The organism is Qipengyuania sp. B-5 (genome assembly GCF_056857815.1).
Genome location: NZ_JBSXNU010000041.1, coordinates 46049 through 67862, shown reverse-complemented (window position 1 = coordinate 67862; position 21814 = coordinate 46049). Strand labels below are relative to the sequence as shown.

Genomic DNA, 21814 nt, shown 5'->3' with positions numbered 1-21814 from the left:
GGAGAGGGTTGCCGTCGCTCCGACACGGGTCACACGGCCGCTCATTGCTTCGATCCGGTCTTGGCATTGGCAAATGCGCGCAGTGTCTTTGCATCGCGGTAGCCGTGCAGCACCGCACCGTCGCGCGCTCTGACGATCACCGGGGTTCCGGCAAAGCCGTTGGCCTGTGCAAAGGCTTCGTTGGCATCGAGCGCAGCTGCTTTCTTGCAGGCAGCGCGCGGTTCGAGGTGCTTGCCGGTGTAGGCGGCATGGAGCGCCCCGACCGGATCGGCGGCGCACAGCACCGCCTCGGACATGCGGCGGCTCGATGCGCCGAAGATCGAGATCGGCCGCTCCTCGACAAGGACGCCTGCCTTCTCGAGTTCGCCGGTGAGCCGCTTGCAGTAGCCGCACTGGAAATCCGAGAAGACAACCAGCTTCGGCCCCTTGGGATTGCCCCACAGGATCGCGCCTACTGCGGGCAAGACTTTGAGATCGACATGCGTCGCGGCCCGCCTGTCGCGGGGTTCTGCAACGTCGTGCCGACCGGCAGTGTCCTCGCCGGCAGCGCGGGCTGCGCCGGCGGCGAGCAGGTCGGGATTGAGTTCAAGCAGGCGCGCGGCGGTTACGTCGCGCCGCTCCTCCATGTCGTAGAGCCGCCCGACGAAGAGGTAGCGTGCCGCTTCGTCGATGTAGAACAGCGTCTCTCCCGAGACGACCTCGCACCACGGCGCGAATGTCTTGCAATCGAGCGCGTCGATCGGTGTCTTGGGCAGACGAAGCTTGAGCGCTTCAACCACATTCTGCGTGATCGCGGCCTGCGCCGGCATGGCGGTCACTACCGCGACACCGCTTGTAAGGAGGGCTGCTGCGCTGGCGGCGGCGAGCGATATGTGCGCGGCGCGCGCCTTGAGGCCGGGCCGCTGGTTCGAGTAGTTCATTGGGGTGTGCTCCTGACATGGACGCCGTCGAGAAAGACGATCTCGACTGCGATGCCGGTCGGCATCTCGACGACGGGTTGGTACTGTTCTGCGCGTTCGATGAGGTATTTGCTGACCGTGTCGGCGGCTTCGCCCGCGCCCTGGCCGAGGCCGCCTGCGAGAATGTCGGTCGGCGAGAGCGCGTCGCGCCTGCCGTCGCTGCCGACAGGCTGCGCAAAGATGCCGTTGGCATTGGCCGAGAAGCCGCGTCCGAACCCGCCGACGATCCCGGCGAGCAGCGCCTGGCTGACGAGGCTGCCTTCGCGGCTGACGACATTGCCGCGAACGCCCGACTTGCCGGCAAAGGCGATGAACCCCTTGACCTCGCTCACCGCAAAGCGTCCGCCCGGTTGCGCACAGGTCATGCGCACAAGCTTGACGTAAACCTTCTCGGCCGAGAGATCGCCGCGCGCCGCGCCGTTGACGAGGCAGCCGGTGAGATCGGTGGTGAGAAGCTTGTTGCCCTGCAGCACCGAGCGCGCCGGACCGGTGATACGCAGCACCACGGGCAGCGGATCGCTCTGGCTGGTAACGCCCGTCGAGGCGTCGACCCCGACGATCACGGTGGCAGGTGCATAGCTGTTGGGCGGCAGGTAATCGCGGCTTGCCTCGAGCAGCAGCGTCGGCGCGCTTTCGATTGCCTTGGTCTTGGCGGCGCCCGGCTTGTCGGATGAGAAACTCAGCAGGCTTGCCTTGGGTTCGCTGGGTGGCTCGAGCGCTCCGGGAGGGAAGCCCGGAGCCCGCGGATCGGCTGAGGGAACCGGCGTAACTGGGGGATTGGCGCGCACCGTCTCGAGTTCCGAGCGCAAAGCGGCGTTCTCGGCCGAGATCGCATCGATCGCCGCCTGACCGTCGCTGATCATCCGCGCGTTTTCGCCGCGCAATGTCTCGAGCTCCTGCTCGATCGAGGCCTTGGGAAGCTGGCTTTCCTGCAGGTCCTTGATCGCGCGGCCCTGCGCATCAAGACGGTTGCCATAAGTGGCGACGAATTCGCGCTGCGAGAGATTGCGATTGACCAGCGCGCCGGTCTCGATCGTGGTCGCGCCCGCGCCGCCGGCGCCGGCTTCATCCTCGCCGCCGAAGATGAACATCGAACCGGAGATGAGTGCCACCCCGCCGATGCCGGCGAGCAGCAGCTTCTGGCGCTGCGCGACCGTGCGGTTGAGATTGCGCCGGGCTTCGCCGCGCGTCTCGTCCTTGGGCGCTGCGGCGGGCGTATCGTGTCTGTCGGTATCGGCCATTATTCGAGCCCTCCCTTCGCAAAGACGAGGAAGGCCTGCGTGCTCTCGCCGGGCTGGAGACTGTCGCGGCCATAGGCAAAGGCCAGCGCCCCGGCGGGCGCCTCGCGTTCACCGGCAAGGTCGACGGGCATCGGGCCGAGATTGCGCAGGGTGAAGGCCTGACCGATCAGCTCGGCATCTTCATATTCGGCGACCTGCTGCACTTCGAGGCTGTCGGTGCGGCGTGGTCGCGAGAGTTCGGCGCGCGCCCGGAAGCCCGGCAGAACACCGTCGCTCGCCATCGCCTCGATCAGGCGGATCGCGGCTTCGTCGCGCGTCGCTGCATAGCCTTCCCATTCGCTCGCCTGGGACTTGGCGAGCGCGGGATTGGTGACGAAGAGCTGGCTCGCTTCCTCGCCATCGACGCGGCAGGCGAACTTATAGACATAGCCCGCGCTGCTGGTCGCGAAGAAGCTGACTCTGGCGCTCGCATATTGCAGCGGCACCGAGACATAAATGTCGCCGCGCACCGGTTCGTGGGTCACCTCGAAATCGTTGTAGGGATAGCCGCTCGCCATCTTCGAGACATTGGCGAAACCATCCTCGATGAGGGCGATACGGGTCAGCGCGCCGCGCGCGAGCACGCAATCGATCGCGGCGCCATCAGCGGCCTCGACGAACTGGTCGGCATGTGCCGGTGAAGCGTAGGCGGCCGTGGCGATTGCCAGCGCAACGCTGGTCAGCGCGGCGGGGAAGGGGCGGGATAGGAGTGTCATGGGTTCTCCTCCTCGGTTTCGGTTGGGAGCTGGCGGAAGCCGGTGAGGCCGAGGCTGAGGCCGCGGCGGTTCCAGCTGAATTCGAAGCTGCGCTGCTGGCTCGCGATCACCTGCGCGCCGACAAAGGTCTTGAGCGTTCCGGTGACGGTCGCGGTGAGCGCCTGCGGGTCGACCTCCATCCGCGAGATGACGAAGGCCTGGCTGATGTCCGAGCCGCGTTGCTCGTCGACGATCTTGACGAGCTCGGCCTTGAGGCGGCCGTGCGCAGAGGGATCTGCCACCTTCAGGACCTGTTCCATCCAGTAGTCGAGGCTCTCGGGTGCGCGATTGAGCAGCATCAGCGCGGTGTCGCGGGTGACAAGCTCGAGGTAGTGCGCATCGGTCGCGCCGCTGCCGAGCGTCAGGCGCTCGCTCGTGACAGGCACGAGGATCATGCTTTCCTCGCGCGTTGCCGCCGCGCCGACCGCCAGCAGGCTGGTAAGGCCGAGAACGGATGCCAGCGCGGCAAAGCGGTTACGCTGCTTGAGGTGACGCTGCGCTTCCTCGTAGGCGAATTCGTGTTTCATGGATGTCCTCCCTCAGCCTGCGAGCAGGCGACAGTGGGAGGGCGGCGTGGCTTTCAGCCCGAGGAAGCTCCCCGGCAGATACCAGTAGGCAGCATGCACCAGTTTCGACCCTGCACCTGAAGCTTTGGCCTTTCGAAGGGCGAACCAGGTCATGACCGATAGGCCGGTGCCGATGATGATGTGCTGCGCAAGGATGCCCCAGGCGAACGGGACGAGCAGTCCCGCAAACTCGTCGATGGTCCAGAAACCGATGAGCTCCGGATCGTCGAGCCGCCGTGGAACGAGGTATCTGTCGGCCATGCCGCCCTCCCGTCGTTAGACCGCGATCAGATGGTCGCGGTCACGACCGAGGTGACGATCGGCACACCGGTGCCGACGCCGATACCGACACCGACCGGGACCGCGACCTGCCCGAGGGCGAAGCGGCCCGAGGCGAGCGCGATAAGCCCGCCGGCAAGGCTGAGGACGGTGATGATTTTCCCGCCCGAACCTTCGAGGAAGTCGGTAAATTTCTGCAGCGCCGGATCAAAGGTCGTGTCGGCACCGGCATAGGCGGCACCGGCGCAGGCGAGCGCAATCGCGGCCGGAAGAATATAGTCGCGGGCACGAATGCCTTTAACGGATGGGCGGGGAAGGGTGATTGCATTGTTCATCGAGGAACTCCGTTTCGAACATTGGCAGCGATGCGTTCGCTGTATGTTCTTTCCTCGATTGGAAGGCAGGGTGTAGGAAAACGGAAACTGCCGCACGCGGCATTCCGACCAAGAGAAATCGTCGATTCTGGGCAATCTGACCGGGCTTTGCGCGACCGGTGCAGACATTGCGGCCAAGAATACCGATCATTGCGCCACCCATACCGAAATCTGAGATCGAGGGACCGGACTCTGCGCGAATCAAATCGTGTGACGATGAGCCAGTTTCCTACGAGTTCCTTATTTGTTCTTTTTCCTTTCCTACAGTTGGACGCGTCGCCTAGCCTGTTGGTGATTCGCTAAAGATCACCGGAAGCAGGAACAATGGCGCGAAACACAAACGACAAATGGGGAGAACTATCGCGAGGAGTCGCCGCTTTCCTCGACCATGCCGTGGACGAAAGTGGCAAGTCCCGGCGGACGATTGCCGCACAGACGAATATCAACAAGGATGCGCTCCGACGCATCCTCGCCGGGACAAGGTCAGCCACACTGCCAGAGGCGCTGGCCATCCTTGACGCGAGCGGACACGCGCCGCGCACCTCCCTGATGCTGGCACTCGCGGGGTACTCGCAGCGTAGCAAGGATTGGCAGAATAGCGGCGTGCTGGAATTTCTTGAAACCTTCATAAGCGAGTTGCCGTCTGCTTTGGATCAAGCGCTGGGCGAGAGGCTGCTCGATGTGAGACCGCGCTGGGCAAAGGGGACCGCTCACCGCACCGCCGGTCTCCTGTCGGATCACCTCGCGCAACTGGAGCGGCAGGATGAACAAAGCTTCGCTCTCTGAAATGACGACCGGTCTCGAAACGGACGCGGAAGCCGTTCCTGTCGAGCCAACGCCAGACCGGCTCATTCGTCTTCCCGAGGTCATGGCGCGCGTGGGCCTGCGCCGAACGGCAATCTATCAGCGGATGCGCGAAGGCCGTTTTCCAAAGTCGCGTTCGCTCGGTCCCCGTTGCACGGTTTGGGTCGAAGCCGAGATCGATGACTGGATCGGTTCTGTTGTCGAACGCACCGACGAGATATGTCAGAACACGCCCCGAATTTCGAGATGATCATGTCTTGCGTCCCGTCACTGCTCCCATAAACGCCCTCTGTCCGGCTAGCCGGAAAGCACTTCGATTATCCGGCATTCGCCAACCGCTCCGTGCTGGCAGTCGTCCACCATATGGCGCAGTTCGGTTCGCAGTTTTCGCAAGTCACCAAGCTTCCGATCCACCTCGCGCAGGTGGAGGCTGGCAATAGAGTCCACGGCTTCGCACGATTGCGATGGATCATCCGCCAAAGAAAGCAATTGGCGCACCTCCGCCATGGTGAAGCCGAGGTCGCGTGCGCGGCGGATAAACCGCAATCTGGCCAATTCGGTCGGGCCATAGTCCCGGTAGTTGCCGGCGGTGCGTGGTGGTTCCTCCAGCAATCCGGTCCGTTCGTAGTAGCGGATGGTTTCGGCGGTCGTGCCGGTCTTCCGCGCCAGGGCACCAATCTTCATGGGCTTCTCGAAATGCTTGACCTTGTAGCCACTACAAGGTGCATAAGACGATTCGAAGATGCAAGCAGAACGGTAAAATCCTGTGGCAAAGAAGGACATTATTGAACTTATCGAATCTGAGCGGCGCGTTTTCCGTGCCGCCAGGCAGTCTGGTGACCGGGCTTTGGCTTGGACCGCGCTCGAGCGGGAACATATTCTGGGCCAGGGCTTCTTCGGGCCGCACCTTCGTTCACATATGACGATGCTGGGCTATGCAGTTGAAACCCGCGATGGCCGCGAAGTTCTGGGGCAGGTCATACGTCTTGCGCTCGCTCCCCTTGGTAATCTCACCGGACGGCTCCCCTGGGGGAATACCGGACGCGCAAACGTGAGCGCGTTCGCGCCAATGCCATACCCGGACGACCTCTCAGAGGTTCTTACGATCTCTTCGGGCGAAGCTCGCTAGCTCGCGCCATGGCAATTCTATCCAACGAACAGGTTGAACGCCTCTACGACAAGAACGCGGGAATCTATGACCGATTGGTGTCGGGGTTTCGGTGGGCCGGTCTTGGTCGCTGGCGACGCGATCTGGTTAACCGGCTTGAACTCAACGCCGGCGACCATGTGGTCGATCTGTGTGCTGGCACCGGCGCAAACCTCGCGTTTCTGCTTGAGAGAGTAGGACCAAGCGGCAAGGTGACGCTGGTCGACCTTTCGCAAGGCATGCTCGACCAAGCCCGTCGACGAGCGAAGCGCCTGCGAGCAAGTAATGTCGAATTTGTGCAGTCAGACGTAGCCGCCTTCCGCTTTCCGAGCGAGACCAGCGCAGTCATCAGCACCTTTGGACTGGAAATGCCACCTGACTACGCCGCGATCATCGAGCGCGCCTCAGCTGCTCTCCCGACGGGTGGCCGGATGGCCCTCCTTGGCCTGAAACACCCCGAGCGCTGGCCGCGATGGCTGATTGAAATCGGCATAGTGCTGACCAAACCATTTGGTGTGGCGCGGGAATATGAAGAGTTCCGCCCTTGGCTTCCAGCACGCAAAGTTTTGCGCGAAGTTCATTTCCGCGAGTTTCTGGCCGGTTGTGCGTATGAATTCGTCGGTGCCAAATCGTAATGCGGCGGAAGCCGCAGTTGCGTGACTGCTTTTGTCTAGCTTCATGCGGAATCCCCTGTTGAGTTCGAGCCCAAATACACCACATCCGCTTGCGCTGGTCAGTCGATTTTAACCGTGCGCAGATAGGGGCGCAGCGTTGTGAAACCTTGCGGGAAGCGCGCTTTCGCTTCTTCCTCGGAAACAGACGGTGGAATGATGACGTCATCCCCACTCTGCCAATTGACCGGGGTTGCCACGCCTTTACTTTCGGTGAGCTGGACTGAATCGAGCAATCGGAGCACTTCTTCGAAATTGCGTCCGCTGCTCATCGGATAAAGTAGCATCGCACGGATTTTTTTGTCCGGGCCAACGATATAGACGGCGCGAACGGTAGCATTGTCGGCTGCCGTTCTTTGCTCCGCACTGCCAGTCTCCTCGGCGGACAACATATTGTAGAGTTTGGCCACCTTCAGGTCGCTGTCGCCGACCACCGGGTAATCGACTTTATTGCCGCTGACCGCCTCGATATCGGGTAGCCAGTCGCGATTGTCTTGGCTGCTGTCGACCGACAGGCCGAGAATCTTGGTGTCGCGTTTGGCAAATTCCTCGCCGAGACCGGCCATGTAACCCAGCTCGGTCGTACAAACCGGAGTAAATGCCTTTGGATGAGAAAACAGGATAGCCCAATTGTCGCCCATCCAATCATGGAAGGTGATGGTGCCTTGGGTCGTTTCCGCTGTGAAATCGGGGGCTGTCGAGCCAATGGAGAGGGTCATGTCAAAACTCCTATTTATTCTGGGGGAGGTGTCCGCCGTCTTCATATTTTGGCGGGTGTGTGGCCTGCGGCACGTCGAATGTCGGCGCAATCGATTGCGTGAGTCTCGACCTCACCTGCATTTAGTGAGGCGGAAATGCTCACTGGCGCTCCCGCCTCTTACAAGATTGCGCGATCATCGGCCGACGTAGATACTCAGAAGCGCACGCTAGCGCCTGCTACGAAGCGCCGGGGAGCCCCCGGTCTCAAACCCGAAGGCCGACGCGCTACAGCATAAGCATTGTCGAACAGATTATCCACTCTGGCAAACAAAGAGAGACCTTCCGTCAGCGCAAACCGGCCGGCGAGATCAAAGACAATCCTTTCGTCAATACGCTCATCGGGCGAAATATCCCCGCTACCTGCTTCGGTGCGTACTTGCGATGTGTAATTGGCGCTCACGAGCAAGGATGCCGGTCCGAATGCGAGCCCCGTTTCGGCATAGAATTGGTGGCGAGCGATGTAGGGCAGTGCGTCGCCCTGGGACACGGAACCGAAGAACGCACTCTCGAAACTGCTTTCGAATTGCGCGTCGGTGAGCGTGTAAACCACCGAGAAGGGAATTGAAATTTCCTTACCCACTTGATGCTCCGTCGAAGCTGCCAGCTCCAACCCCTTCACGGAGACGGCCCCAGCATTGAACTGGTCGCCAATATCCCCGACGCTACACCCCACGGATTGTGTGCAGTTTCCGAGCAGATTGGAATAGTCGGAATAAAACGCAATCGCGGAAGCTTGAATGGCGCCATTCCGAAAACGCCCACCAAATTCATAGTTCCAGCTTTTCTCGGCTCGCGCCTCCGGATTTCCGGGCCCGGGGGGAGAAAAACCGCGCGAAACGCCTGCAATCAACAGCACGTCTCCCAGTGCATAGGTTGCACCGAGTGCGGGAAGCCATTCGTCAACGTTGGTCTTGCGTATGCGCGCAGGTCCATCGATACGAGCGGGGTCGGCTCGATCATAGTCCAGTCGAGTAAGGTCGATGCCTTCGTACCGAATGCCGGGCGTCAGAGTAAGCCCGCCGATCTCGATCCGGTCCTCTAGATAGAAAGCGATCGCCTTCGCCTTCGCCTCGCGATTGGCTTGAGCGCCCGGAGCCGTCTGCCGGACGAAAACGAGATCTCCGTCCGTCTGCGTATAGAATTCCTCATTCTGCAACCGGTCTTCTTCATCCTCGTGATACCGTAGCGACGCAGCCAGGTTGTGCATGACCGCGCCGGTCTCGAAAGGTCTTTCGAACGAAAGCTGGACGCCTTCGCTCCGATAGATGCGGTTGTTGTTGCGAATGCGAAGAGCACCTTCAGCGCTGTCTGCCCCTCGCAGGATCGCGAGGCTTTCTTCGTTTGAGGACGGATTGTCGAAGACTGGCTGGATGGCATCAAAGCTGCCATCACCGTTAAAATCGATGTCCTGTAGCTTCGACCAACTTCGTATGAAATCGTTGCGATATAGGGTAACCGCAACCTGCGTGTCGTCGGGCAACCGGAGCGTGCCGGTGAGCCGATATTGATCGTGCTCGCCCGTGAAAACGTCGCGTTGGCTGGCCGAATAGCGCCGGTACGGATCGCTCGCGAAATCCGCGTCGGCTAGGCCCAAATAGGTTTCGTTCGCCTCAAGTTCGGATCGACCATAGGCGAACTCGAGGCGAGCATCGACCGGCGAATCTGGGCTGGTGTGGACGGCGAAGCGGGCGCGATAGTCCTGGCGTTGAAAACCGGTCTCGGCGCCGGGAAGGCCATCTATCGTCTTGAACCCATCACTGCCTTGCTGATAGCTTTCCACCAGTGCCCCGAAATTGTCGGCACTAGCGCCAATCCAGCCATGACCCTGATAATAACCGCGAGAACCAAGCTGTCCGGAGGCTTCGCCAGCCAGGCTCTCGGTCGGTATCGGAGTCGATCGGAAATTGATGGCCCCGCCGATCGTGCGAGGACCATAGCGTACCGAGCCCGCGCCCTTGATCACTTCGACTGCGTCCATTCGACCGATCGCGGGGAAGTAATACGCGGCCGGAGCGGCGTAGGGGGCAGGGGCGATGAGAACGCCATCTTCCATCAAGGTGATGTTGCTCGACCGTTCGACCGGCGCGCCGCGCAAGCCAATATTCGGGAATAGCCCGAAACCATCCTCTTCCTGAATATTTACCCCCGGCACCTGGCGCAGGACACGGTTGACGTCCCCATGCTCGAATTCGCTCAGTTCCTCGCCATCGATTAGGTCCGCCGCACCGGCCACTTCATACGCATCGATGCGACCGCCGATCACGATAATCGATTCGCTTGGGTTTGCTATCCCGTCCTGCGATTGCCGCTCATCGGTCGGGTCTCTTTCATTGGCGTAAGCAGGGGCGGCCAGCGCAATTGCTATGAGCGAGGCGGTAGCGCGATACATGTGAAGAATCCTTTCAAGACATTTGCAAAGCCTATTATTGCTATTGAGACGTATTCGCAATAGCAATAATAGGCTTTTATGCCCATATCGGCTGAGGGCGGCTCGCGGTGCATCGGTTCCGGACTGCAATACCGTCCGCGAGTGGCGCGCGATCAGGGGGCAGGGTCTGCGAACGGTCGGGCAGGAATGTGCCAGCGAAAGCCTAATCACCGACCGTGTGTTTCCCGTTGGCGGGTGCCGGGTGGGCAGGGATCAGCGCATCATCGCAGTCCGTAGCGAGGCAGGGCTCGAAAGTGGCATGTGCGATGCCGAAATCCTTTTCCAGCATCGCCCGCGCGCGTCGCTTGACTCCCTCGAATGCTGTTTGGGAGTAATCAACAAGAGTGAGATGGGCTTCGAGCGCCCGGTGATGTTCTCCCAGATTCCAGACATGGACGTGGTGAATATCCTGCACGCCGCCAAGCGCGCGCAGGTTTTCAACCATCTGATCAAATTCCACCTCGTCCGGCACTGCTCCCATCAGCAGACGAACGGTACGCGGTAGGAGTGTCGCGCCCTGCCAGATGACATAGGCCGCGATGATGAGAGTGATGATGAGATCGGCGACGACGAGATCGTATAGAATGATCAGCACTCCGGCGACGATCACACCGATCGAGGCCAGCGCGTCCGAAACATTATGCAGGAAGGCAGCCTTCATGTTAATGCTGTCATGCGCGCCGCGATAGACAATGAATGCGGTGACGAGATCGATGACAAGTGCGATCCCGGCAACCCAGATCACGGTCCAGCCTTCGACCGGCTGCGGCGCGGCGAAACGGTTGATCGCCTCAACGATCAGATAGAATCCGATGATCAGCAAGGTCGTCAGATTGATGAGCGCGGCGACGACTTCTCCCTGGGCGTAGCCGAAGGTCATCAGCTTGTCCGCCGGCCGCCGGCCTATGCGCCGCGCAAACCATGCAAGACCAAGAGAGGCCGCATCGCTGAAGTTGTGCAATGCATCCGCGATAAGCGCCAATGACCCCGAAAGGATGCCGCCGACGATCTGGGCAAGGGTCAGGAGGACATTGATCGCGACCGCGAGGATCAGCTGACGATCGCTAAGGTTTTCCTCGCCGTGACTGTGGCCAGCATGATCGTGCGAGTGCGCCATCACTTCTCTCCGCTATTTACGATTTCGTTGCCGGCGGTATCCGGATGCTGAAGGATCGCATCGGAATTATCGATTGCTCCAATCGCGGCGTTAAATCCGACTGCAATCATTCCGAACATCGCAAGCCCGGAGATGAAGGCCGCGAGTGCTGCCAAATTCAAACCTCCCAGTCTGCCCGGGATTTGCAGCAAAAAATGAACCGACCAGATAAGAAAGTATCCTGCGAGTAGAATTGCCAACCGCGCGTCGGCTGTTTCGCTCATGCCGTGGAGAAGCCAAAACCCGGCTACCGCTGCGGCAACAAAGGCGAGTGACAGAAAAACATGGATCGCCAGACGATCCATGCGTTTGATCGCGCTGTCGCGAAATCCGGCTGTTGTCTTTCGCCCCACCAGGAAAAAGGTGATTCCAACCCCTAGTGTTGCTGCGAAACCGGCGAAGACAGACACGGCTGCTGCTGCACCCAGAGCGATGCCACCAAACCCCAGCGCAATACCGCCTTGAAGCGCAATGGTCATCTTCGGCCCGCGTCTTCCCACGGCGTCGGACAGGGTTCCAACTGCGTCGCGATGCGAAGCCCAGCCTCCGATCAGCACCGCCAGAAGATAGAGAGTCCCGCCAGCGGGGAGCAGGGCTGCGTCTATGAAGTCACCCCTTGCTTGTCCAACTGCAGGACCGGTCAAAACAAGCGCAAGTGCGGCAAGGGCGCCAGAGTGGACGGCCGCCGCGAACCCATTTTCGTTCGGGGTCGGCCCGTGCTTTTCTTCCCAGACAACGCCAGCACCCAGGCCGAGGCTTGCCAGCATCGCCAAGGTCAGGATCGCCGACAAATCCTCAGTTGCAAATATCTCGTGGACGAGGCTCATTCCCGTGTTTCGCCATGAACCGTTCCCGCCTCGTCGTGCTTGTCACTGTGCGCGTCGCGCAGGATATCGATCCCGCCGTAAAGAGCTATGCCAGCCACAGCGACGCCGACCACAAGGTCCGGCCAGTTCGCGCCTGTGATCATAACGATGACGCCAGCGATGATAATTCCGCCGTTCGAAATGAAGTCATTGAAGCTGAATGTGGTGGCGGCCCGCATGTTTACGTCCTTGTCCTGCATCTTTTGCAGCAAGCGGAGGCAATAGAGGTTCACTATGCCCGCGACGGCAGCCATCGCGATCATCAGGATGCCACCCGGTTCAGAACCTTCAACAAACCGCCTGACGGCATCAGCAATCACTCCGCCGGCAAAGATCAAAAGCATGACGCCAGAAAAGCGCGCTGCGCCTCGCTTCCAGGAGCGCGGTCGACTCAGCGCAAGGAGACTGAGAGCGTAGACAAGCGCGTCCGACGAATTGTCGAGTCCGTTGGCCAGCAGCGCATTCGAGTCGCCAAAGTAGCCCATGACGAAGAACCCGACCGCAATCGCGACGTTAAGCCATAAAACGATCCATAATGTGCGGCGCTTGTCAGACGTATCCAGATTGAAGTTATCATCGCCGCTCATGCTTGCGTCTCCATTATCGCCTTTGCACCGCTCTTCTCTTTATACGCCAGAAGCCGGAGCGCGTTGGCGACCACGATCAATGTCGAACCTTCATGAACCGCGACAGCGGGGCCAATCCCGAGACCGAAAATGGTTGCCGGGATGAGAACGGCGACAATTCCGAGACTGACGATCATGTTCTGCCGGATGATCGAGCGGGTCTGCCGGCTCAGATCGACGGCGAAAGGCAGTCGGGCGAGATCATCGGCCATCAGCGCGACATCGGCTGTCTCCAGCGCGACATCCGAGCCTGCGGCACCCATTGCTATCCCGACGGTGGCATTCGCCATGGCAGGAGCATCGTTGACCCCGTCTCCGACCATCGCAACCTTGTCCTGACCGGCAAGCTTGCGGATGGCCTTGACCTTGTCGTCGGGCATGAGATTGCCCCAGGCCTCGTCGAGGCCGACTTCCTTTCCAACCGCATCGGCCACTCTTTGATCGTCGCCCGAGATCATGATCATTCGGGTGATCCCGAGGCCGCGTAGCGCTTCGAGCGTCGCCTTTGCTGCCGCCCGCGGCGTGTCGAGCAAACCGATCGCTCCAAGATCGCGCGTTTCCGAGCGAACGCCCATCGTCGTTCGCCCGCGCTCGCGCATGGACTCTATAGCATCCGACAGTTCTGCACTGAGCGCAGGGACCCCGTCTTGCCCGAACATTTCGAGCTTTCCGATCCACACCCGCTCACCGTCGACAAGCGCGGTGATGCCCTTGCCTGTGAAGCTTTCGAGATTGGCTGCTTCGGGCAGAGTCTCATCGCCAAGCCGCTGCTTGCCGTCCCTTACAATCGCCTGTGCCAGGGGATGATCGCTCAGATTTTCAGCCGCCGAGGCAATCGCAAGCAGTTCGTTTTCAGATACGCCCTGCGCGGGTTGGACATCGGTAATGCGGGGTTCGCCTTCGGTAAGAGTACCGGTCTTGTCGAACGCGATGGCCTTGAGCGCACCGAGATCTTCGAGCGGCGCGCCGCCCTTTACCAGAATGCCGCTGCGCGCTGCTCTGGCCACTCCGGACAAGACCGCGCTCGGGGTCGCGATCGCCAAAGCGCAGGGGCTCGCAGCCACAAGCACCGCCATCGCCCGGTAGAAACTGTCGCGGAAGGGTTCGTCGATGACGACCCATGCGAAAAGGAGCAGGCCGGCCAGAGCGAGCACGGCAGGCACGAAAATTCGCTCGAAGCGCTGCGTGAAGCGCTGGGTCGGAGATTGCTGAGCCTCGGCTTCGCTCACCATTTGGACGACCTTGGCTAGGGTCGTATCGCTCGATCGCCGGGTCACTTCCACTTCGAGCGCGCCCGATCCGTTGATCGTCCCTGCAAAGACGCGATTGTCATCCGCAAGATTGTCAGGATTTGCGCGCGCAGAAGCTACATTCGAAACCGCGCTCTTGTCGACCGGCACGCTTTCGCCGGTCACCGGAGCCTGATTGATGGCACTGATCCCGTCCAGGATGAAACCATCGGCCGGAAGGCGTTCGTTCGGACGCACGATGACCACGTCGCCAATCGCAAGCTCCTCGACCGGAACCTCGACGACGTCATCTCCACGTTTTACCCGTGCCGTTTCCGGCGCGAGTTCCGCGAGCGCTTCGATCGCCCTTTTGGCGCGCCCCATCGCGTAGTGTTCGAGCGCGTGGCCGAAACTGAACAGGAACAGCAGAAGCGCGCCTTCAGCCCATTCCCCGAGAAAGGCGGCGCCCGCAGCGGCGACAAGCATGAGGCTATCGATTTCGAACCGGCGGAGGCGCAAATTGTCCCACGCCTCTCGGACGGTAAAGAATCCGCCAAAGAAATACGCTGCGATATAGCACGCGAGTGGCAGCCATCCGGGATGCCCAGACCATAGTTTCTCGATCCCGAATCCGGTCGCGAGAAATGCGCCCGAGGCGAGCGAGAAATAGAGTTCGGTGTTCGCGCCGAAGATGCCGCCATGACTGTGTCCGGCATAATCTTCATCATCGTGACCATGGTCTTTGGAAGAGTGCTCGGCGTTCCTGACGACATCGCCCGCCAAAACCGACACGCCGAGGTTCTTGAGCTCGCCAGCAATCGTAGGCTCATCGGTTAGCTGACGGTCGTATTCGGCGATGAACCTCCCGCTCGCATCAGCATTTGCTTCGAGGATACCAGGTTTGCTGGCCAGCAGGTCCGCGACCGTTTCGGCACGGCGGGTGGAATTGATGCCATCGGCTTGCCAGACAACGTGTCCGTAGCGTTCGGAGATTTCCGCTCCGGCCACATGGGCCAACTCCTTGATGCGGGCGACCGTCAGGCGATCGGCATCGTATGATATCGCTAGCCGCGCGGATGCTTCCTTCGTGCCGGGCAATATCGCGACCTCGTGCACGCCGATCCGCGAGCTGAGCAAAGACTGCAAGCGGATGATGCAATGATCGGTTTCGCTCGGGAGGTCGGGGAGGAGCGGTAAGACTTCGAGTTCGATGGTTCGTGTCATTGCCTATTGCTTCCCGTGGAAAATTGACCGCTCCCGGTGCCGCAGACCCGTAAGCTTGCAGGTTCGCGAAACCCGAATAGGAACTAGCGAAGTCCGCATATTGCGTAGCGAAAGCGTCAATGAGCGTCCTGACCTGCCGGCACTTTCAGCGAATTTGCTGGACAGCGGTGAAACGTGCGCGTGACACCGCGATAATTGCGGGCTGTCAGTTTTTCGGCGGTGCGCTCTTCGATGGTAAGATGACGAACCCGCATCGGCCGTTCATGACCTTCGAATGGCATGTGCGCGTGGGTGTAAGCGATGGCATCGCCCTCGTCTCGCCAAATTCCCACGGCGGCGGGGGCACCGTCCGGAAGCTGTACTTCGGCACAATAGCCATCTGCGAAAAACACCCAGGCCGGTCCGCTATCACAAGACCGCGTTTCACCAAGGCTCCAGACACCGGCGATCGGAACAGGCGTGCTCTGATCCTGCGCCGATGCTGGAACACTTGAAAGTATCAGGGCGCCGGCAAGGGTCACTCTGAGCTGGCTAGTAATCATTGATGCTCTCCATTCACGTAACCTCTTGCAGCTCTTGCCGTTCCTCGGGAGTGACGTTGCGGCGCAGGCGGTCCCACCAGCGTTGACGCCACGTCCGGTCATCCTTTCTGGTGGCGAAGACGAGTTTCAGGATCGCGGGAAGGACGAACAAGGTGAGCGCAGTGGCGGTGATCAGACCGCCAATGACCACCGTTGCCAGAGGCCGTTGAACCTCCGCTCCGGTGCCGGTCGCGATCGCCATGGGGACAAACCCGAGCGACGCGACCAGAGCCGTCATCAATACTGGACGCAAGCGCGCCAGCCCGCCTTCCACGATGGCCTCATCGAGCGCCATTCCCTTGTCCAGACGCTGGCGTATTGCAGTCACCATCACGAGACCGTTGAGGGTCGCCACGCCCGAGAGGGCGATGAACCCGACTGCCGCCGAAACCGAAAACGGCATTCCGCGCAGAGCCAGCGAGAAGATGCCGCCAGCGAGGGCGAGCGGGATCGCGCTGAAAACAGCCAGAGCGGGAACCCAGCCTCCGACCGCCATATAGAGCAACAGGAGAATAACCGCGAAAGCGATCGGGATAACGATCTGCAACCGTTCCTGCGCAGCCTGAAGGTTTTGGTACTGGCCGCCCCACTCGATAAAGGCTGCAGCGGGCAGTTCAACCTGCGCCTCGACATTCGCCCTCGCTTCCTCAACGAAGGAGCCAAGATCGCGCTCGCGCACATTGGAAGAAACGATCACCAGCCTGCGTCCCTGTTCACGGCGGACTTCGGCAAGGCCATCCACAACCCGGAATTCGGCGACCGAGCGCAACGGTATGGTCGCTCCGTTCGGAAGCAGCACCGGCAATGCACCAAGCTGATCGAAATCATCGCGTGTCGCATCCGAAAGCCGAACGACGACCTCGAACCTTCGATCGCCTTCAAAGACCAGCCCGGCAGGCCGCCCGCCCAGAGCAATTGCGACGGATTGAGCGACGTCTTCGACCTTCAGTCCATATCGAGCGATCGTCGGACGATCGAAGGCAATATCAAGTGTGGGGAAACCGGTGACCTGCTGGACTTTGACATCCGCAGCTCCCTCGACCTCGCGCAAAATGCCGGCGACTTCGTTCGCTGCCGAGGTCATGGCGGTCAGGTCGTCGCCGTAGATCTTGACCGCGACATCGCCGCGCACGCCAGCGATCAGTTCATTGAACCGAAGTTCGATTGGTTGGCTGAACTCATAGAGATTGCCAACTAGGCCTCCCAGAGCGCTCTCCATTTCTGCCACCAGATCATCTTTCGAAAGATCCGGGTCAGGCCATTCATCGCGCGGCTTCAGGATCACATACGCATCGGAGGCGTTGGGCGGCATCGGGTCGCTGGCCACTTCCGCAGTACCGGTACGTGAGAATACCAGCTGCACTTGCGGAAATTCCTCCAATCGATCTTCTACTCGCCGCTGCATCGCCAGAGACCGCTCGAGAGATGTGGAAGGGATTCGCAATGATTGCACCGCGATATCGCGCTCGTCGAGCTGCGGTGTAAACTCGCTGCCAAGGAAACTGAACACCAGAGCAGCAACGGCAAAAATGCCGGCACCGGCCCCGATCACCGGCCAAGGGCGGGCGATGGCTTTGCGGACAAGAGGCCCATAGCGTTCCTTGGCCATCCGGATCGGTTTGACTTCCTTCTCTGTCAGTTTTTTGTTCAGCAGGATCGCGATCATCGCCGGGACGAAAGTCAGCGAGAGTACGAATGCCGACGCGAGCGCCAGCATGACCGTGATGGCCATCGGCGAGAACGTCTTGCCCTCGACTCCGGTGAAGGTCAGCAACGGTGCGAACACCAGAAGGATAATCGCTTGACCATAGACAGTCGGCTTGATCATCTCCTGCGCGGCAAGCCGCGTTTCCGTCAGCCGTTCGCCAAGTGTCAGGAGCCGGCCTTCATGCTCCTGTCTGGCCGCAAGACGCGCCACACTATTCTCGACGATAATCACGGCCCCATCGACGATCAGACCAAAGTCAAGCGCGCCCAGACTCATCAGATTGCCTGACACTCCGAGCCGGTTCATGCCGATCGATGCCATCAGCATCGAAAAAGGAATAACCAGAGCGGCGATAATTGCGGCGCGTATGTTGCCGAGCAAAAGGAACAGGATGGCTATGACCAGCAGCGCACCCTCGACGAGATTCTTCTCGACGGTCGCGATCGTTGCATCGACAAGAGACGAACGATTGTAGACGATTTCGGCTACCACACCTTGCGGCAGGGAGGCGCGGACTTCATCAAGCCTCTCAGCGGCCTGGGCTGAAACAGTGCGGCTGTTTTCTCCTGCCCGCATGAGGACGGTACCAACCACAGCCTCGTCGCCATTCAGCGATGCAGCCCCGGTTCTGAGATCACCGCCAATGCTGACCGTTGCGACATCTCCCACGCGAATGGGAACGCCTTCACGTGTAGATATGACTGCTTGCTCGATGTCCTCGACACTGCCGAGCCGTGCATCGACACGAGCCAGCAGGGCTTCTCCTGATCGCTCGACGAAATTCGCGCCTTCGGCAAGGTTGGCGGCTTCCAGCGCATCGATCACCTCATCGAATGAAAGCCCGTAGCCTGTCATGCGAGCAGGATCGGGCTGTACGAGATATTGCTTTCGGAAACCCCCGATGGAATCGACACCGGCGACGCCATCGACCGACCGCATGAGCGGAGCGACCACCCAGTCCTGAATGGTACGCAGATAGGCAGCCTTGGCGACATCGCTATCCAGCCTGTCACCGCGTTCGGTCACGAAACTTCCGTCGGACTGCCAGCCGACCGCACCACCCTTCGGTGCTTCCTTGCCCCCCGGATGCTCGAACTCGATCGTATACATGAGCACTTCGCCCAGACCGGTCGAGATAGGTCCCATTACCGGTTCTGCTCCGTCGGGCAGCGAAGCGGTGATCGGCGTCAGGCGCTCATTGACCTGCTGCCGCGCGAAATAGATGTCAGTACCTTCCTCGAAGATTGCAGTAACCTGGCTGAACCCGTTGCGCGAAATCGAACGGGTCATTTCCAGACCATCGATCCCGGCGAGACCGGTTTCCACCGGATAGGTTACCTGCGTTTCGACCTGGGAGGGGGAAAAGGCGGGCGCTTCGGTATTGATCTGCACCTGCACGTTCGTAATGTCGGGTACGGCGTCAATGGGAAGCCGAATAAGGTTCATCACGCCATAGATGGCGACACCGATCGTCAACACGACCATGGCCCAGCGAAAACGCACGGCCATGTCGAGGATCATGCCGATCAGGCCGTGGCGGTGCGTGTGCTCCGTTTCCTGCATGCGATCAGTGTCCATGTTCGGCTTCCTCTTTTTCGAGTTCGGCTTTGAGCAGGAAGGCATTCTCGGTTGCGATCCGCCAGTTCGCCTCGAGACCGGATTCGATCACCACGCGGCCTCCGGAACGTGCGCCGGTCACGACCGGACGGGTCTGGAACCCGCGGCGCGTGCGCACGAAAACCACTTCCTGGCCGTCGAGTGACTGCACCGCGCTTTCGGGCACCGACATGCGGCCCATATCGACCTCGCCCGAAGGCCGGATGCGCGCTTGCAGGAAGGCGCCTGGTTGAAGACCGGGGATCGACCGAGTGAGCGAAAGGACTGCCGTCGCGCTGCGGCTTTCAGGATCGAGCGATGGCGTGACCGAGCGGACCCGCGCTCCGATCTCGCGGTTTTCTGCGAGTTCCAGCGTCGCCTCATCGCCAGGCCGTATACGGCTTGCTTCCGCAGAAGGCAGGGCGACTTCGATCTGCATCGCACTAGGATTCACGATCTGGTAGAGTTCCTCTCCCGCATCGACAAACGAACCAAGGACGATAGGCGCCGCCGTTACCCGTCCTGCAAGAGGGCTGGTAACCGCCAAAGACCGACCGTCGCCGCTCACGCCTGCAGCTGCAACCGCTGCCTGCGCGCGGGACAGTTCTGACTGGGCGACCTGGAGATTGGCGCGCACCGCTTCGAGATCCTGCCGTGCCGTAACATTGGCTTCGAAAAGCCGGCGTTCGCGCTCATAGGCGGCTGACAATTCGTTGACGCGCGCGCGCGCCGCACTTAGCTGCGATGCCAAACCCGCCGCATCCGCACTTTCGATACGCGCAATGGTTTCGCCCTGTCGGACGTAGTCACCCAGCGTTTTTTCGACGCTGCGGACCACGCCCGCTGCTCGCGCATCGATCCGCGCGCTCGCTGTTGGGCTGGCGGCGACCGTCGCTGGAAAGACGAGCTCTACCGCCGAGCCCTCACCAACGGTCTCGACCATGATTTCCGAGCTTCGAATCTGCTCTTCGCCAAGCAGGACAAGTCCTTCCGGGAGCTCGCTTTCTTCGCTCTCTTCTTCGCTGTGCGGATCTGCGCCGCTGTCCGGCCACAGCATTACAGCAGCCGCGAAAACAAGAATGATCAGGCCGATCAGTACGGCCAAACGCTTACGGTTCATGGGTATTTTCCTCATTGGGCGCCAAGCCAGATCAACTGCGCTGCCAGGCGACCGCGATCTTCCTGGGCTTGGATCAAGGCTTCACGGATTGCATCGCGGGCTTCGGCCGCAGCCAGAACCTCGATCAGCGGGAACCTGCCGTTGCGATACCCAATCCGGACGAGGCGCAAGGCTTCTTCCGCCTGGGGCAGGGAGGTTTGTGACAGGGTCTCTACACGAGCCTCGGCGGCGAGAAACCGACCGCGCGCCTGGGTTACTTCGAGTTCGAAATCCGCGCGGGCGACAGCCTCGCGCGCGGAAGCCGCGCGGAAGCGGGCCTCGGCAGCGGCGATGTTACCCTGATTGCGATTGCGGAATGGAAGGGGAATCGAGACGCCCACAAGGAAGGCTTGATCCCTGCTTTCCTCGAACCGCCTGACACCGGCGGAGATTGCCGGATCGGGAACACCCAAAGAGCGCTCCCTGTCGATCGCAGCGTCCGCCGCCTCACGTTCGGCACGCGCAACTTGGAGACGCAAAGCAGAAGGCGATGCAAGAAGCATCGCAGGAGGTTCGATACCGGGAAACGCCGATGGCACGTCCGGGGGAGGGGACGTTTCACCCCAGAGCGCCACCAGCGCGCTCCGGGCCGCTATCTCTGAGGCTCGCGCGGCTTCAAATTCCGCCTCGGCCTCGGCAAGGGCGGCTTCTGCGCGAAGCGAGCGCAGCGGCGGCTCGCGGCCAACTTCGACCAGCACCCCGGCTATACGCGCGAGTTCGCGATTGCGTTCGACTACGTCGCGGGCAAGTTCCAGTCGCGCAGCTGAAGCGACCGCCTCGATGTAGCGTTCGCGCACCATGCGACTTAATTCAGCGACCGACAATTCTCCAGAAAGCATTGCCACGCGCGCTTCGGCCTCGGCCGAGCGAATGCGTGCGCCCCGCTTGCCGCCTAGCTCCAGGCGCTGACTCAAAGAGAGCGTATATTCGGTTGCTTGCAGCCCTGAAAAAGCACCGCTTCCTGCGATGTTCTCCGCTTCGAAGGCAAGCTCAGGATTTGGCCTAAGCCGTGCCTGATCGATAAGCGCGCGTGCCGCGTCCGTTTCGGCCTGCGGCCCGATCAAACGCGGATTGTCTGATTGCGCCTGCGCGCTTTCATCCACACCCGCACGTGCGAGGGCTTCGTCGAGCGTCAATACGGCGCGATCTTGTGCACGCACCGCACCGGGCAGTACTGCGAGGCCCAGCCCTGCAAAAAGGGCGCCTCGCCAAAAAATGGCAAACATGAATTGATATTTCCTCTACTGACGTGCCGAATGCGCCGACATTGCGGCGGCAATACTGGACGTCAGATTCGAGGAGGGGGCGTCGAAATCGCTTGCTGAACTGCAGTCAGGCCGACAGGTTCGAAGAAGTGCTGCGCACCGGATGAAAGCTCACCGGCCCCGATATCCGCATTACCTGCAAACTGGACTCCATGATGGCAATGGCCGTGGGCGCAGATGCCATGCTGCTCGACCGGGCTGTCCGGCGAGTCTTGGCCAGTCTCGCTACTTGCAGCTTCGACACTTGTAAGTTCGCCAATTTCAGGCCCGCATACCGCCGCGTCCACGCTTACGCTGAACACCAGGCCGAAGAGAATCAGCATGGCGAAAAACGGTTTCAAGGCAAGAAGGGGCACACGGAGGGTCATGACGAATTGGCTCC

Annotated in this window: 22 protein-coding genes; 4 read left to right on the top strand and 18 right to left on the bottom strand. The window is 60.7% G+C overall.

Going from position 1 to position 21814, the window contains the following annotated elements:
* Positions 1-41 precede the first annotated feature (41 nt).
* Genes AC13CE_RS06675 through AC13CE_RS06650 form a run of 6 tightly spaced genes read right to left on the bottom strand, consistent with a single transcriptional unit; the run spans position 42 to position 4174 of the window.
* A complete protein-coding gene (locus AC13CE_RS06675; RefSeq protein WP_007163824.1) occupies positions 42-920 on the bottom strand; it encodes a DsbC family protein in 879 nt (292 codons plus the stop codon).
* On the bottom strand, positions 917-2200 hold the full coding sequence (locus tag AC13CE_RS06670) for a TraB/VirB10 family protein (RefSeq protein ID WP_138615240.1): 1284 nt from the start codon (positions 2198-2200) through the stop codon (positions 917-919). The genes AC13CE_RS06675 and AC13CE_RS06670 overlap by 4 nt, the downstream gene beginning before the upstream one ends.
* On the bottom strand, positions 2200-2955 hold the full coding sequence (locus AC13CE_RS06665; RefSeq protein WP_482971947.1) for a type-F conjugative transfer system secretin TraK: 756 nt from the start codon (positions 2953-2955) through the stop codon (positions 2200-2202). Before AC13CE_RS06665 ends, AC13CE_RS06670 begins: the two co-directional genes overlap by 1 nt.
* Positions 2952-3521: a type IV conjugative transfer system protein TraE gene (locus tag AC13CE_RS06660; protein WP_011413832.1), complete on the bottom strand. Its 570-nt coding sequence runs from the start codon at positions 3519-3521 to the stop codon at positions 2952-2954. Before AC13CE_RS06660 ends, AC13CE_RS06665 begins: the two co-directional genes overlap by 4 nt.
* Before the next feature lie 12 nt (positions 3522-3533).
* The gene (gene traL / locus AC13CE_RS06655) at positions 3534-3821 is read right to left on the bottom strand and encodes a type IV conjugative transfer system protein TraL (RefSeq protein ID WP_011413833.1); all 288 of its coding nucleotides are present in this window, start codon (positions 3819-3821) and stop codon (positions 3534-3536) included.
* A 26-nt stretch (positions 3822-3847) separates the two neighbouring features.
* Entirely contained in the window at positions 3848-4174 is a 327-nt protein-coding gene (locus AC13CE_RS06650) for a hypothetical protein (RefSeq protein ID WP_173214078.1), read from the bottom strand.
* 363 nt (positions 4175-4537) lie between these two features.
* On the opposite strand from AC13CE_RS06650, the gene AC13CE_RS06645 reads away from it, so the two are divergent.
* Together AC13CE_RS06645 and AC13CE_RS06640 are read left to right on the top strand one after the other, a co-directional pair.
* The gene (locus tag AC13CE_RS06645; RefSeq protein WP_482971946.1) at positions 4538-4999 is read left to right on the top strand and encodes a hypothetical protein; all 462 of its coding nucleotides are present in this window, start codon (positions 4538-4540) and stop codon (positions 4997-4999) included.
* A gap of 1 nt (position 5000) precedes the next feature.
* Complete coding sequence (locus tag AC13CE_RS06640) at positions 5001-5267, top strand: AlpA family transcriptional regulator (RefSeq protein WP_010412637.1); 267 nt, start codon at positions 5001-5003, stop codon at positions 5265-5267.
* Between the two features lie 47 nt (positions 5268-5314).
* Here AC13CE_RS06640 and AC13CE_RS06635 read toward each other — a convergent pair whose 3' ends face one another.
* Positions 5315-5701, bottom strand: coding sequence for a MerR family transcriptional regulator (locus AC13CE_RS06635; protein WP_007163832.1), 387 nt, complete (start codon positions 5699-5701; stop codon positions 5315-5317).
* A gap of 82 nt (positions 5702-5783) precedes the next feature.
* Between AC13CE_RS06635 and AC13CE_RS06630 the strand changes: the two genes are divergently transcribed.
* Together AC13CE_RS06630 and AC13CE_RS06625 are read left to right on the top strand one after the other, a co-directional pair.
* Complete coding sequence (locus AC13CE_RS06630) at positions 5784-6146, top strand: DUF3703 domain-containing protein (RefSeq protein ID WP_213176914.1); 363 nt, start codon at positions 5784-5786, stop codon at positions 6144-6146.
* Positions 6147-6154: 8 nt separating this feature from the next.
* The gene (locus tag AC13CE_RS06625) at positions 6155-6799 is read left to right on the top strand and encodes a class I SAM-dependent methyltransferase (protein WP_228244094.1); all 645 of its coding nucleotides are present in this window, start codon (positions 6155-6157) and stop codon (positions 6797-6799) included.
* Positions 6800-6897: 98 nt separating this feature from the next.
* Here AC13CE_RS06625 and AC13CE_RS06620 read toward each other — a convergent pair whose 3' ends face one another.
* The 11 genes from AC13CE_RS06620 to AC13CE_RS06570 all read right to left on the bottom strand — a co-directional run bounded on the left by AC13CE_RS06620 (position 6898) and on the right by AC13CE_RS06570 (position 21755).
* Positions 6898-7599 (bottom strand): peroxiredoxin, encoded by a 702-nt coding sequence (locus AC13CE_RS06620; protein ID WP_482971945.1) that lies wholly within the window; start codon positions 7597-7599, stop codon positions 6898-6900.
* A 149-nt stretch (positions 7600-7748) separates the two neighbouring features.
* Positions 7749-9983, bottom strand: a complete 2235-nt coding sequence (locus AC13CE_RS06615) for a TonB-dependent receptor family protein (RefSeq protein ID WP_213176911.1) — start codon at positions 9981-9983, stop codon at positions 7749-7751.
* A 202-nt stretch (positions 9984-10185) separates the two neighbouring features.
* Complete coding sequence (locus AC13CE_RS06610; RefSeq protein ID WP_482971944.1) at positions 10186-11139, bottom strand: cation diffusion facilitator family transporter; 954 nt, start codon at positions 11137-11139, stop codon at positions 10186-10188.
* Positions 11139-11945 (bottom strand): hypothetical protein, encoded by an 807-nt coding sequence (locus AC13CE_RS06605; RefSeq protein ID WP_482971975.1) that lies wholly within the window; start codon positions 11943-11945, stop codon positions 11139-11141. The genes AC13CE_RS06610 and AC13CE_RS06605 overlap by 1 nt, the downstream gene beginning before the upstream one ends.
* A gap of 56 nt (positions 11946-12001) precedes the next feature.
* Positions 12002-12631 (bottom strand): cation efflux transmembrane domain-containing protein, encoded by a 630-nt coding sequence (locus tag AC13CE_RS06600; RefSeq protein ID WP_213176908.1) that lies wholly within the window; start codon positions 12629-12631, stop codon positions 12002-12004.
* Complete coding sequence (locus AC13CE_RS06595; RefSeq protein ID WP_213176907.1) at positions 12628-15123, bottom strand: heavy metal translocating P-type ATPase; 2496 nt, start codon at positions 15121-15123, stop codon at positions 12628-12630. The genes AC13CE_RS06600 and AC13CE_RS06595 overlap by 4 nt, the downstream gene beginning before the upstream one ends.
* Before the next feature lie 116 nt (positions 15124-15239).
* Entirely contained in the window at positions 15240-15665 is a 426-nt protein-coding gene (locus AC13CE_RS06590) for a hypothetical protein (protein ID WP_225899970.1), read from the bottom strand.
* A 13-nt stretch (positions 15666-15678) separates the two neighbouring features.
* Positions 15679-18942 carry an efflux RND transporter permease subunit gene (locus AC13CE_RS06585; RefSeq protein WP_482971974.1) on the bottom strand — a complete coding sequence of 1088 codons (3264 nt, stop codon included), beginning with the start codon at positions 18940-18942 and terminating at the stop codon, positions 15679-15681.
* A gap of 37 nt (positions 18943-18979) precedes the next feature.
* Entirely contained in the window at positions 18980-20128 is a 1149-nt protein-coding gene (locus tag AC13CE_RS06580; protein ID WP_482971943.1) for an efflux RND transporter periplasmic adaptor subunit, read from the bottom strand.
* An 11-nt stretch (positions 20129-20139) separates the two neighbouring features.
* The gene (locus AC13CE_RS06575) at positions 20140-21393 is read right to left on the bottom strand and encodes a TolC family protein (protein ID WP_482971942.1); all 1254 of its coding nucleotides are present in this window, start codon (positions 21391-21393) and stop codon (positions 20140-20142) included.
* A 62-nt stretch (positions 21394-21455) separates the two neighbouring features.
* Positions 21456-21755: a hypothetical protein gene (locus AC13CE_RS06570; protein WP_482971941.1), complete on the bottom strand. Its 300-nt coding sequence runs from the start codon at positions 21753-21755 to the stop codon at positions 21456-21458.
* Between the last annotated feature and the right edge of the window lie 59 nt (positions 21756-21814).